This window comes from Frigoribacterium sp. AP1, assembly GCF_056680555.1.
The window spans coordinates 2,712,586-2,725,003 of record NZ_CM155288.1; the positions used below are offsets into that span (position 1 = coordinate 2,712,586).

11 protein-coding genes are annotated in these 12,418 nt (G+C 72.5%); 8 read left to right on the forward strand and 3 right to left on the reverse strand.

Annotated elements, in window-relative coordinates:
• Positions 1-43: 43 nt before the first annotated feature.
• On the reverse strand, positions 44-592 hold the full coding sequence (locus tag AC1MBW_RS12935; RefSeq protein WP_480024723.1) for a hypothetical protein: 549 nt from the start codon (positions 590-592) through the stop codon (positions 44-46).
• Positions 593-953: 361 nt separating this feature from the next.
• On the opposite strand from AC1MBW_RS12935, the gene AC1MBW_RS12940 reads away from it, so the two are divergent.
• Together AC1MBW_RS12940 and AC1MBW_RS12945 are read left to right on the forward strand one after the other, a co-directional pair.
• On the forward strand, positions 954-1,574 hold the full coding sequence (locus AC1MBW_RS12940) for a G5 domain-containing protein (protein WP_480024724.1): 621 nt from the start codon (positions 954-956) through the stop codon (positions 1,572-1,574).
• Positions 1,575-1,753: 179 nt separating this feature from the next.
• The gene (locus tag AC1MBW_RS12945) at positions 1,754-2,596 is read left to right on the forward strand and encodes a nuclease-related domain-containing protein (RefSeq protein WP_480024725.1); all 843 of its coding nucleotides are present in this window, start codon (positions 1,754-1,756) and stop codon (positions 2,594-2,596) included.
• Between the two features lie 90 nt (positions 2,597-2,686).
• Here AC1MBW_RS12945 and AC1MBW_RS12950 read toward each other — a convergent pair whose 3' ends face one another.
• Positions 2,687-2,968 carry a hypothetical protein gene (locus AC1MBW_RS12950; protein ID WP_480024726.1) on the reverse strand — a complete coding sequence of 94 codons (282 nt, stop codon included), beginning with the start codon at positions 2,966-2,968 and terminating at the stop codon, positions 2,687-2,689.
• A gap of 9 nt (positions 2,969-2,977) precedes the next feature.
• Positions 2,978-3,262, reverse strand: a complete 285-nt coding sequence (locus tag AC1MBW_RS12955) for a hypothetical protein (RefSeq protein WP_480024727.1) — start codon at positions 3,260-3,262, stop codon at positions 2,978-2,980.
• 548 nt (positions 3,263-3,810) lie between these two features.
• Here AC1MBW_RS12955 and AC1MBW_RS12960 point away from each other — a divergent pair.
• From AC1MBW_RS12960 to AC1MBW_RS12985, 6 genes are all read left to right on the forward strand, one after another.
• Positions 3,811-5,493: an ABC transporter substrate-binding protein gene (locus tag AC1MBW_RS12960; protein WP_480024728.1), complete on the forward strand. Its 1,683-nt coding sequence runs from the start codon at positions 3,811-3,813 to the stop codon at positions 5,491-5,493.
• On the forward strand, positions 5,490-6,665 hold the full coding sequence (locus AC1MBW_RS12965; RefSeq protein WP_480024729.1) for an ABC transporter permease: 1,176 nt from the start codon (positions 5,490-5,492) through the stop codon (positions 6,663-6,665). Before AC1MBW_RS12960 ends, AC1MBW_RS12965 begins: the two co-directional genes overlap by 4 nt.
• Positions 6,662-7,693: an ABC transporter permease gene (locus AC1MBW_RS12970; protein ID WP_480024730.1), complete on the forward strand. Its 1,032-nt coding sequence runs from the start codon at positions 6,662-6,664 to the stop codon at positions 7,691-7,693. The genes AC1MBW_RS12965 and AC1MBW_RS12970 overlap by 4 nt, the downstream gene beginning before the upstream one ends.
• Positions 7,690-9,540 carry a dipeptide ABC transporter ATP-binding protein gene (locus AC1MBW_RS12975; protein ID WP_480024731.1) on the forward strand — a complete coding sequence of 617 codons (1,851 nt, stop codon included), beginning with the start codon at positions 7,690-7,692 and terminating at the stop codon, positions 9,538-9,540. Before AC1MBW_RS12970 ends, AC1MBW_RS12975 begins: the two co-directional genes overlap by 4 nt.
• Positions 9,541-9,743: 203 nt before the next feature.
• Positions 9,744-11,762: a CocE/NonD family hydrolase gene (locus AC1MBW_RS12980; protein ID WP_480026118.1), complete on the forward strand. Its 2,019-nt coding sequence runs from the start codon at positions 9,744-9,746 to the stop codon at positions 11,760-11,762.
• A 23-nt stretch (positions 11,763-11,785) separates the two neighbouring features.
• Complete coding sequence (locus AC1MBW_RS12985) at positions 11,786-12,418, forward strand: TetR/AcrR family transcriptional regulator (RefSeq protein ID WP_480024732.1); 633 nt, start codon at positions 11,786-11,788, stop codon at positions 12,416-12,418.

A 12,418-nucleotide genomic window follows, 5' to 3' on the forward strand; every position in this document is an offset into this window, starting at 1 on the left:
CGTCGTCGCCCTCCCACGGGTGGGAGGGCGACGATGTCGACGATCAGTTGGTCCAGGTGGTCTTCTCGTAGTCGAAGCCGCCCGTGACGTCCATGACGATCTGGGCCGGGTCGGCGACGTTGAAGCCGACGGGGTAGCTGACAGACGCACCCGGCAGGATGGTCGTCGTGGGGGCAAGGGTGAGCCCACCTTCGGTGTCGAAGATCTGCTCTGCCTCCTGGCTTCCCGACGACGCGGAAATGAAGGTCAGCGTCGGGTCGTAGCCCTCGGTCGCCGTGTTGGTGATGGTGATCGTGAACTTGACGTTGTTCGGCTGCGAGCCGGTGTAGGCGTACTGGCTCGGCGTGAACGCTTCCGGGGCGCTGATGCCGAGGGTGAGGCCGTCGAAGGTCGCCGTCTCGCCGAAGGTGAAGGTGGTCTTGGCGGCCTCGGTCGCGGGAGCGGAGTTGCCGGCAGCGGCCGCGACCTCGGTCATGTTGGGTGCGGCTTCGCCGCTTGTTCCCGTTGCCGGGCTGCCTGAACAGCCGGCGAGGGTCAGGCCGATGATGGAGGCAGTGGCAAGGGCGGTGGTGATCTTCGTGGCGCGGGACATCGTGCGTCTCTTTCTACGGGTGCTGAGCGAGGGGATGCCCTGCATTCGGGTGCAGAGCAATCCTCAGGACCCTATGGCTGGCCATCGACCTGGAAGACCCGTTTTCGGCGACGCCCGTTCTTTTCACCTCGCGAGTGATCCGGGTTCAGCCGAGAGGTGACCATGAGGTGGCGGACCTCCGTCGATTCATCACCAGGAGGTGAAAGTCATCGTTCTACCCCCGGATGGGGGCTGCCTCACGCTGGTGTCGACGATGACACTGTGCGAGGTCGATTCCGGCCGGAACGCGAGGGGAACGACGATGACGTTGTGGTGGAACAGGCTCACGAACACGGGCCGGGTGTTGATCGCGTGTGGCTTCATGGCCTTCTTGCTGGTCGTCGGAGGTGCGGCGAACGCGGCCGCCGTCGGCGCTTTCTCCGGGGCAGGCGAGGCTGCCGGCCCGGACGGTGCGGCGCAGCCCTTCGTCGCCGTCGACGCCACCAAGAGCCCGACCCCCACTCCGACTCCCACCCCCGTCGTCAGCGTCACCCGCGTCGACGAGAGCGAGAGCGTCCCGTTCGAGTCGGTCTCGGTCGACGACCCGAACCGCGACGTCGGCACCAGCGCCGTGACGACGGCCGGGCAACCCGGCACGAAGGTCCACACCTACGAGGTGACGACCACCGACGGAGTCGAGACCGCCCGCACCCTCGTCGGCGAGACCGTCACGGTGGCCCCGGTGTCGCAGGTCACGAGCGTCGGGACCCGCGTGCCCTACGTCGCCCCGGCACCCGTCGCTGCCCCGGCGCCCGCGCCGGCTCCGGCTGCGGGTGGGTGCGACTCGAACTACTCCGGGGCGTGCGTCCCTGTCGCGTCTGACGTCGACTGCGCCGGAGGCAGCGGCAACGGCCCCGCCTACGTCCAGGGGCCGGTCACCGTCGTCGGCTCGGACGTCTACGACCTCGACCGTGACGGCGACGGGATCGCGTGCGACCGGTAGGAAGTCCCCTGCCCCCCTGGCTGAGGGTCGAGTGGTCCCGAAGTGTCCTTCCCGCGTCCGTGGGAGGACGTTTTGGGACCACTCGATCAAGCCCGCCGAGGCTTAGCGCGAGCTGACCTCACAACGGGGGCTCGTCTACCCGTCACGTGTCGCCCTACCGTGTGGGCAGGGGGAATCACATGAGCGAGACCGTGGCGCGCGGAAGCGTGGCGATGACGTTTAAGGCCCGACGACCGGCCTACTCGGTGATGCAGGAGTGCCTCCGCGTCCAGGCCGCCGCACCCGCCCTCACCCGGCGGCAACGGTTCTTCGGCAGCGATCCGCTGTCGGTCGACGCCCGCAGCTGGTACCAGGGTGCTCTCGGTGAGATCGAGGTCGCGCACGTGCTCGCCGAGCTCGGGCCCGAGTGGACCGTCCTGCACTCCGTCCCGGTCGGCTCGGGCGAGTCCGACATCGACCACGTCGTCATCGGACCGACGGGCGTCTTCTCCGTCAACACCAAGCACCACGCCGGCAAGAAGGTCTGGGTCGGCGGCGGCACGTTCATGGTCGACGGGCACCGGACCACGCACTCGCGCAACTCGGCCTACGAGGCGACCCGCGCCTCCCGGCTGTTGTCGGCGGCGGCGGACCTCGAGGTCGCCGTGACGCCCGTCATCGTCCTCGTCGGGACGGCGTCGCTGACCGTCGGCAAGAAGGCGCCCACGGTGCCGGTGGTCGTGGCCGCCCGCCTGCGGAAGTGGCTCATGAACGGGCCGCGGGTCCATTCGCCCGAGGCGCTGGCCTACCTGACCATGGTCGCCGAAGAGCGCGGCACCTGGCACACGGAGGCGCTGGTGCTGACGGACACGCTCCGTCACGAACACCGCTTCGAGCGCCTGCGCCGCGACATCGACGACGCGGCCCGACGTCGGCGCCGGTGGCGTATGGGCACGGCGCTCGGCATTCTCGGGGCGAGCGGGGGAGTCGCCATCGCGGTGGTGGCGACGGTCACGAGCACGGTCGTCTCGGCCTTCGGGTAGGTGCCCTGCGCCGTGGGTCCTGCGCCGTGGGCCCTGAGCCCTCGGCCCTGCGACCGCAAGGCCGCCCGTGGTGATCCGGCACGTACCGGATCACCGCACGAGCGATGACACCACGCGGGTGGCCGCCGCGGTCACGGCGGCAAGAGCTGCAGCGATCAGCGCGAACGCCGACCAGACGGCGAGGTCGGCGTGCTGCAGGTGCAGGCCGACGAGGAACGCGGCGAGCGCGACCACGGCGACGGCTGCCCAGACCGCCAGTGCGCGGGCACTCCACCGGCGCGCCCGGGTCGTCGTTCCCCCCGATGCCCGGCGGGCCGCGAGGAGTGCAGCCGCGGTGAGCAGGGCCGGCACGAAGGCGACGAGGTTGATCACGGGGGCCGATCAGAAGGCGCGGGTCGGTCGCCTCGCGACGGCCCACCGCACCAGCACGACCAGTGCGAGCACGAGGGCCGTCGCCAGGGCGACGAGTCTGAAGGTCCCGAGCACGGCGGCCGCGGTTCGACGGATGGTCAGCCAGTCGACGGGTGGCTCCGTCGAGTACCGGACGCTGCCCGTCGAGCCGAACGACGTCCAGACGAGCAGCACGGCCACGCCGTAGGCCACGGCACCGACGATCGCGGCGACGACGGCCAGGCGGCCGAGGCGGAGAGTGGTCGTGATGGCCATGCCCAAAGACTAGAGCGCGGCTCGGAGCCGGACGGAGTCCCGCTCCGAGGGTCCCCCTGGTCACCCCGGCTACCCCTGTCTCGCCGGTCGTCCGGCCCGAGCGAGGACACCGAGTGGGCAGAAGATGCTGCTCGGTGGCTCGGGACGAGCACCTTCTGCCCACTCGAGCGAGCACCGGGGTGACGGGCGCGGGCTGGCCTGCTCGCGCCTCCTTCTCAGACCTCGATGCCGAACAGGCGGGTGGATCGAGTGGTCACAAAACGTCCTTCGTGGGGCGGGGAAGGACGTTTTGGGACCACTCGACCGAGATCGGAGGGCGAACCCGGGGAGGCGCGGGTCGCGTCGGCGAGGCGTCCTCGTGTAACGAGTGGGTGAAGACTGCAGCCCGTGCAGGGTGCGGCACGGGCACGCCCGCTTCCGCGGCGGGGCGCGGAGAACGTGGGGTTCGAGGACCCGCCGGCCCGCGCCTCCTGGGCTCCCGTGAACTGGCCGCGGCCGCGAACCTCCCTTATCGTTCACCCGAACGATAAACGGAAGGCCATCCCCGCATGACACCGATCGTCCCCGAACACCGACACGCGCTCCGCCCGGCGCGAGCCGCCGACGGCAGCGCAGGCCCGAGCCGCGCCGACCGCGGCGCCGGCCCGAGCGGCGCAGGCCCGAGCCGCCGCACCGTCCTCGCCGGCGCTGCAGGACTCGCGGGTCTTGGCCTGCTCACCCTCGCCGGCTGCACCCCCGCCCGCAGCACCCCGACCATCCCCGAGGCCGCCGCCACCGGCACCCCGCGCCGCGGCGGGCGCCTGCGCATCGCGCGCCCGGCCGCCTCCGCCGCCGAGACCCTCGACTCCGCCAGCTCGCTCTCGGCCTACGAGTACCTCGGCGCCCTCTACAACCGGCTCGTGAAGCTCGACGACGCCGGCGTCACCGTGCCCGACCTCGCCGACGACTGGTCCGCGAACGCCGACGGCACCAGCTGGACCTTCCGCCTGCGCGAAGGCGTCCGCTTCCACGACGGCCGCCGGTTCACCGCCGCCGACGCCATCTACTCGATCGAGCACATCCTCGACCCCGACACCGCCTCACCCCAGGGCGAGGTCCTCGCCGCGATGATCGGCCCCGGCGGCATGACCGCCGTCGACCCGCTCACCCTGCGCTTCGACCTGCTCACGCCGAACGCCGAGTTCCCCTCGCTGCTCACCGCGTACCAGTGCTACATCGTGCCCGAGGGCAGCGCCGACCCCGGCCAGGGCGGCGGCATCGGCCGCACCGGCATCGGCACCGGCCCGTTCCGCCTGTCGAGCTTCGAGCCCGCCGGCACCGGCAGCGTCGAGGCGTTCGAGGACCACTTCGCCGGCCGCCCGGTGCTCGACGGCATCGACTTCTTCTCGATCCAGGACACCACCGCCCGCGTCAACGCCCTCCTCGCCGGCCAGATCGACCTGATCAGCCAGACCAACCTCGACTTCGCCACCGCCCAGGTCGTCAGCGCCTCGGCCGGTGCCACCGTCGCCCGCGCGCCCGACGCCCAGTGGTACACGATCCCGATGCTCGCCACGAGCGCCGAGTTCCGCGACCCGCTCGTGCGCCAGGCCATGAAGCTCGCCTACGACCCCCAGGCCATCGTCGCCACCGCACTGCAGGGCACCGGCTCACCCGGCTGGGACAACCCCGTGCCTCCGTCGCAGGCCGTCTGGCTCGACGACCAGCGCGCCTACGACCCCGACCGGGCCCGCGCCCTGCTCAAACAGGCCGGCCGCGAGGGGCTGAAGACCGAGATCTACACGTCCAGCTACGAATCGGTCTTCACCCCGATGGCGGTCGCCTACCGCGACGCCGTCCGCGACGCGGGCATCGACCTGACCGTCCGCAACGCCTCGTCGGACTCGTACTACACGCAGATCTGGATGCAGAAGCCCCTCATGGTCAGCTACTGGTTCACCGGCCGCCCGATCGACCAGCTGCTCAACCAGATCTTCCGCACCGGCTCGTCGTACAACGAGAGCGCCTGGTCGAACCCGACCTTCGACGGGCTGCTCGACGACGCCCGCGCCGAGATGGACGACACCCGCCGCATGACGCTCTACCAGGACGCCCAACGCATCGTCGTCGAGGACGCCGCCGACATGACCCCCATGTTCGGCGACCGCCTCGTCGGCCTGTCGCGCGACGTCCTCAACTACCGCGAGTTCGGCTTCGAGTTCGACTACCTGCAGATCGGACTCCGCGCATGAGCCCCTCACCGACCGGCGGCATGAACGACCGCGCCATGAACGACTCCGGCGTCACCCGGCCCACCCCGCCGAGCGCCACCTCCGCCGAAGCCCGCGGACGGGCGGCCACGCGCGCCCTCGAGAAGGAACTCTCCGACGGCGACCCGACCCGCGCCTCCTCGTCCGGCGGCCCGGGCGCCGCGAACGCGGGCGCGACCAACCCGGTCGCCGCGACCCTGGTCGTCGTCGCCCGCCGCGTCGGCACCGCGCTGCTCACCGTGCTGCTCGCCTCGTTCTTCGTCTTCTTCGCAGTGCAGGCCCTGCCCGGCGACGTCGCACAGCAGCTGCTCGGACAGGACGCCACCCCCGACGCCGTGGCCGCCCTCCGCGAGACGCTCGGCCTCGACCAGAACGTGTGGGTGCGCTACGGCCAGTGGCTGGCCGGCGCCGCGCACGGCGACTTCGGCGTCTCGCTGGTCAGCGGCCTACCGGTCGGCCCCGACCTGCTGATCGCCTTCCGCAACAGCATGCTGATCGCGCTGCCCGCCATGATCGTCGGCGTCACCCTGTCGCTGACCCTCGGCGTCATCGCCGGCGTGCGCCGCGGCCGCCCGAGCGACCACGCGATCTCGCTGATCAGCCTCGTCGTCATGAGCGTGCCCGAGTTCATGGTCGCCACGGTGCTCGTGCTGCTGTTCGCCATCGCCCTGCCGATCTTCCCGGCGGTCGTGCTGCGCGGCCAGGATGCGACCATCGCCGAGCTGCTGCCGAGCATCTGGCTGCCCGTCATCGTGCTGACCCTCGCCATGGCCGCCTACATCGTCCGGACGGCCCGCTCGTCCACGATCGACGTGATGGCGAGCGAGTTCGTCACGACGGCCGAGCTCAAGGGCCTGTCGACGCGCCAGGTCGTCTGGCGTCACGCCGTGCCGAGCGCCCTGCTGCCGACGCTCAACGTCGTCGCGCTGAACGTCGCCTGGCTGCTCGGCGGCGTCGTCGTGGTCGAGAACGTCTTCAACTACCCGGGCATGGGCAAGCTCATGCTCGAGTCCGTGTTCAACCGCGACCTGCCGACGATCCAGGCGATCGCGGTGGTCAGCGCCCTCGTCTACGTGGTGTGCAACCTCGCCGCCGACCTCATCGCGCTCGCCCTCGACCCGAGGTTGCGCACCCGACGGAAGGCCCGCTCATGAGCCCCGCACGCGACAGCACCTCGCACGCCGACAGCGGCCACGGCGGCACTGGGCACAGCACCGCCGAGGAGGCGCGGGTCGCCACGACCCCGGACGTCGCCACCCCGGGCGCGCAGGTCGGCGGACCGGCATCGGCGGGCCCGCAGGCCGCGGGCGGGTGGCCGAGGCGACTGCGCACCAGCGCGACGTCCCTGACCAGCAGCCTCAGCGCCTCCTCGGCCCTGAGCATCGGGCTCGGCCTGATCGCACTACACGTGCTGCTGGCGCTGCTCGCCCCGGTGCTGACCGGCCACGACCCGGTCGCCACCGACTCGGGAGCCGCCCTGACCGGCACGAGCTGGGCGCACTGGCTCGGCACCGACCAGTACGGTCGCGACATCCTGTCGCGCACCCTCAACGGCGGCCGCTACGCCCTCGTCGTCACCTTCCTCGCGACGACGATCGCGGTCGGCATCGGCACGGTGCTCGGCTGCGTCACCGCCTACGCCGACAACTGGTTCGACGAGGTCGTCATGCGCATCGTCGACGCCCTGCTGAGCGTGCCGTCTATCCTGGCGCTGCTCGTCGTCGTCACGGTGTTCGACTCGGGCCTCTGGGTGATCGTGCTCGCGGTCACCGTGATCTACGCGCCGGCCGTGACCCGCGTCGTCCGCGGCGCCGCCCGCACCGTCATCACGCAGGACTACGTGACCGCCGCCCGCGCCCGTGGCGAGAAGCCGTTGAGCATCGTGTTCCGCGAGATCGTGCCCAACGTCACCGACGTGGTGCTCGTCGAGTACGCGATGCGCGCCTCCTGGATCGTCCTGTTGATCTCGACCTTGTCGTTCCTCGGGTTCGGCGCCAACCCGCCGACGCCCGACTGGGGGCTCATGGTGCAGGAGAACCGCACCGCCCTCACCGTCGTCCCCTGGGGCACGCTCGCCCCCGTCGTCGCCCTCGCCACGCTCGTCATCGGGCTCAACCTCAGCGCGGACGGGCTCAGCAAGTCGCTGGGCGTCGACCGCGCGCAGAAAGGGGCGGTCTCGTGACCGAGTCCCTCAGCAGCAGCACCGCCACCACCGCAGGAGGCGCGGGTCGCCTCGTCGAAGACGCCCCCGTCGTCCGCGTCGACGACCTCTCCATCTCGTACGCCGCCGGTCGCCGCGAGGTGCCGGTCGTGCGGGGCGTGAGCTTCGAGGTCGGCGCCGGACGCGCCCTCGGCCTCGTCGGCGAGAGCGGCAGCGGCAAGTCGACCGTCGCGCGGACCCTGCTCGCGCACCTGCGGCGTGGCTCACGGGTCGTGTCGGGCAGCGTCCGCGTGGCCGGGGACGACGTGTTCGCCCTCGACGAGCGGGCGCGCCGGGCCCTGCGCGGCGGCACGGCGGCCCTCGTCGCCCAGAACGCCGGCCAGGCGCTCACCCCGTCGATGCGCGTCGGACGCCAGCTGCGCGAGGCGCTCGAGAGCCACGGCCTGCCCGGCGGCGACGACCGCGTGCTCGAACTCGTGCGACACGTGCGCCTGCCCGACCCCGAGACAATCGTGCGGCGCTACCCGCACCAACTCTCGGGCGGACAGCAGCAGCGCGTCGCGATCGCCATGGCCATCGCTGCTCGACCGAAGCTGCTCGTGCTCGACGAGCCGACCACCGCCCTCGACGTCGTGACGCAGTCGGCCGTGCTCGAACTCATCCGCGACCTGGCGGTCGAACTCGGCATGGCGATCGTGCTGGTCAGCCACGACCTCGGCGTCGTGTCGACCATGGCCGACGAGATCGCCGTCATGCACGAGGGCCGGATCGTCGAGCACGCGCCGACCGCCTCGCTCTTCGCGGACCCGCAGCACGAGTACACCCGTGAGCTGCTCGCGAGCATCCCGCGCGTGCACGCGGCCGCCACCGCACCGCGTTCCGTGCACGGCACCGCGACCAGTCGGGGTGTGCATCACGAAACGCGGCGCGACGCGGACGTCACACCCGCTGCACTCGCAGGAGGCGCGGCGCAGGACCCGGGGACCGCACCCGCCCCGGGGCCGGTCGTCACGGCGAGCGTCCTCGTCGTCCGGTACGGGCGCGGCCTGCCCGCCGCGGTCGACGGCGTCTCGTTCACCATCGGCCGTCGCGAGACCCTCGCCGTCGTGGGGGAGTCCGGCAGCGGCAAGTCGACGCTCGCCACGGCCCTCGCCGGGCTGATCCCCGCCGAGTCGGGTCGGTTCGCCTTCCACGGGGCCGACGGGGTCGAGAGCGACCTCACCCGACCCGTCGCCGGGCGCACGGCGACGCTGCGCCGGTCGATCCAGCTGATCTTCCAGAACGCCGACACCTCGCTCAACCCCCGCCGTACCGTCGGCGCCGCGATCGCCCGACCGCTCAAGCTCTTCACCGGCGAGTCGAGTCCCGAGCGCGTCGCCGAACTGCTCGTCGAGGTCGGCCTGCCGCCCGAGTTCGCCTCGCGCCTGCCCGCCCAGCTCTCGGGCGGTCAACGCCAGCGCGTCGGCATCGCCCGGGCGCTCGCCGCCGGACCCGAGCTGATCATCGCCGACGAGATCACGACGGCTCTCGACGTCCGCGTGCAGGCCGGCGTGCTCGACCTGCTCGCCGGACTGCGTGACGAGAAGGGCCTCAGCTGCCTCTTCATCAGCCACGACCTCGCGGTCGTCCGCGGCGTCGCCGACCGGGTCGCCGTCATGACCGGCGGCCGCATCGTCGAGGTCGGCCCGACCGAACGCGTCTTCCGGGGGCCGAACCACCCGTACACGCGCACCCTGCTCGACGCCACGCTCGACCCGGGCACGACCGAGCTGCCCGACGTCGGCGACGCGCGCCCGCGCTGGCGGGACGCCGACGGCTGGGACGACCACGGCGACGGACACCACGTGAAGCGCTGGGAGGCGATGTGAGCACGAGCGGCACGACCGGCACCGCACCCGGGGGAGACGAGCGGGGGGACGGCGAGCGCGACCCGCGCCTCCTCGGCGACCCGCGCCTCCTGCAGGAGCCGGCCTGGGCTGGCGCGGGCCGCACCCTGGGTGCCCCGCGGCCCGACCTCGCCGAGACCCGACCGCCGGCGTCCGACCGTCCCCGGGGCAGCGGCCCGCTCGAGGTGCAGGTGCGGGACGAGTGGGTGCCGCTGCCCGACGGGACGCGGCTCCACGCCCGCATCTGGGCTCCCATGGTCGACGAGCCCGTGCCGGTGCTGCTCGAGTACCTGCCCTACCGGCTCGACGACTGGACGGCCCCGCGCGACAGCGAGCGCCACCCCTGGTACGCCGCGCACGGCTACGCATCGGTGCGGGTCGACATCCGCGGCACGGGGTCGAGCGACGGCCTGTTCGACGACGAGTACTCCGAGCAGGAGCTCGACGACGGCATCGCGCTGATCGAGTGGCTCGCCGCGCAACCCTGGTCGACCGGTGCGGTCGGCGCCTTCGGCATCTCGTGGGGCGGGTTCAACGCGCTGCAGCTGGCCGGGCGGGCTCCGGCCGCGCTCAAGGCGATCGTCACCGTCTGCTCGACCGACGACCGGTACGACAACGACGTGCACTACACGGGCGGCGCCGTGCTCGGCATCGACATGGCGTCGTGGGGCGGCACGATGTTCGCCTTCAACTCGCGGCCGCCGCGGCCCGAGGTCGTGGGCGCCGACTGGGTGTCCCGCTGGCGGGAGCGCCTCGAGCACAACCGTCCCATGACGACGACGTGGCTCTCGCACCAGGAACGCGACGACTACTGGCGGCACGGCAGCGTCTGCGAGGACTACTCGTCGATCACGGCCGCCGTCCTCGCCGTGGGCGGCTGGGCCGACCCGTACCGCGACGCCGTGCTGCGACTGGTCGAGAACGTCGACGCGCCGGTCAAAGGCATCATCGGGCCGTGGTCGCACCAGTACCCCGACCGCGGCTTCGCCCCCGGCCCGGGCATCGGCTTCTTGCAGGAGACCCTGCGCTGGTGGGACCGCTGGCTGCTCGACTGCCCGAACGGCGCCGACGCCGAGCCCGCGCTCCGGGCTTGGATCAACGACTCCGAGCCGCCCGCGACGTACTACGCCGAGCGGACCGGGCGGTGGGTCGCGGCGTCCTCGTGGCCGGCTCACGAGACCGAGGCGCGCACCGTGCCGCTGGACTCGCTGCGCGGCGGGGCGGACGGCCCGGTCGTCGTGCGCTCGCCGCAGAGCACCGGGCTCGACGCCGGGCGGTTCTTCCCGTTCGGCAACGCGACCGACCTGCCGCCCGACCAGCGCGCCGAGGACGGCCGCTCGGTCTGCTTCGACCTGCCCGTCGACTCCACGCTCGACGTGCTGGGCGGCGTCGTGGCCGACCTCGCCGTGACGAGCGACGTGCCCGACGGCACCGTGATCGTGCGCCTGTGCGACGTCGCCCCCGACGGTGCGTCGACGCTCGTGACCCGCGGCGTGCTCAACCTCAACAAGCGGAACGGACGCGACCGCGCCGACGACCCCATGGAGGCGCGGGTCGAGCAGGTCGTGCGCGTCGCCCTGGTCTCGACCGGGCACTCCTTCCCGGCCGGCCACCGCCTCCGGATCGCCCTGTCGAGCGCCTACTGGCCGTGGGTCTGGCCGCACCCGGTCGAGGCGACCCTCACGGTCGACCCGGCTCGCAGCAGCGTCACGCTGCCGGTGTGGACGCGCGGGCCCGGCGACGGGTCGGCGGAGCACCCGGTCGACGACGGCGTCGTGTTCGAGGCGCCCGAGCGGGCCGAGCCCCTGGCGATCCGTGCCCTGCCCTCGGCGTCGGACCTGCCGCAGCGCAGCGTGTCGCACGACGTCGGCACCGGCGAGTGGGTGCTCGACGTCGACCCCGGCTACGGCGGCGGGCGTGAGTACCCCGACGGGCTGGTCTTCACCGAGGACAGCCGCGAGACCTACCGCATCGTCGACGGCGACCCCCTGTCGGCGTCGGCCGAGTCGCGCTGGGCGATCGGGCTCGAGAAGCCGACCTGGAAGGCGTGGCTCGAGACGACGTCCCGTGTGACGGCGTCGGCGGAGGCGTTCCGCGTCGAGAACACCGTGCGCGCCTGGGCCCGGGACGGTGGACCCGACGCCGAGACGGTGCTCGTCGCCGCCCGGACCTTCGACGAGCTCGTGCCGCGGACGTCCGCATGACCTGCGGGGGCGGCGCTGGCGGTGTGAGCAGCGCGGGCGGCGCGACCGGCGCGGGCGTGCGGCAGAAGCCGGTCGTCCGACGCGCGTCGATCGTCGAGGCGGCCCGCGAGGTGATCGTCCGCGAGGGCATGGGCGCGACCCGCCTGCGCGACATCGCCGCCGCGGCCGGGGTCTCGGTCGGCACCGTGACGTACCACTTCGACGGTGTCGCCGAGATCCTGAATGAGGTCGTCGTCCTCGAGACGGCACGGTTCTACTCGTCGATCATCGAGGCGGTGGACGTCGAGTCCGATCCGGTCGTCGGGGTGCGGATGCTCGTCGAGCCCCTGTTCGCCGACACCGACGCGACCGACGAGCACTGGCGGCTCTGGTCGGACTACTGGACCGCCGTGGCACGCAAGCCCGCGGTGGCCGCCGAGTACGTCGAGCGCATCCGCGTGTGGGAGGCCTGCCTCACCCGCACCCTGCGGCGCGGGGTCGAGCAGGGGCGCTTCTCGACGGCCGACCCGTCCGCGCTCGCCCTCAAGCTCGCGGCCTACAGCGACGGCCTCGCGACCCAGCTCGCCCAGAAGGCCCCCGGCCTCACGCCCGCCCTCGCGCTCGACTGGATGTGGACGCTGCTGGAGCACGAGACCGGGGCGTCCTTCCGGGGCTGA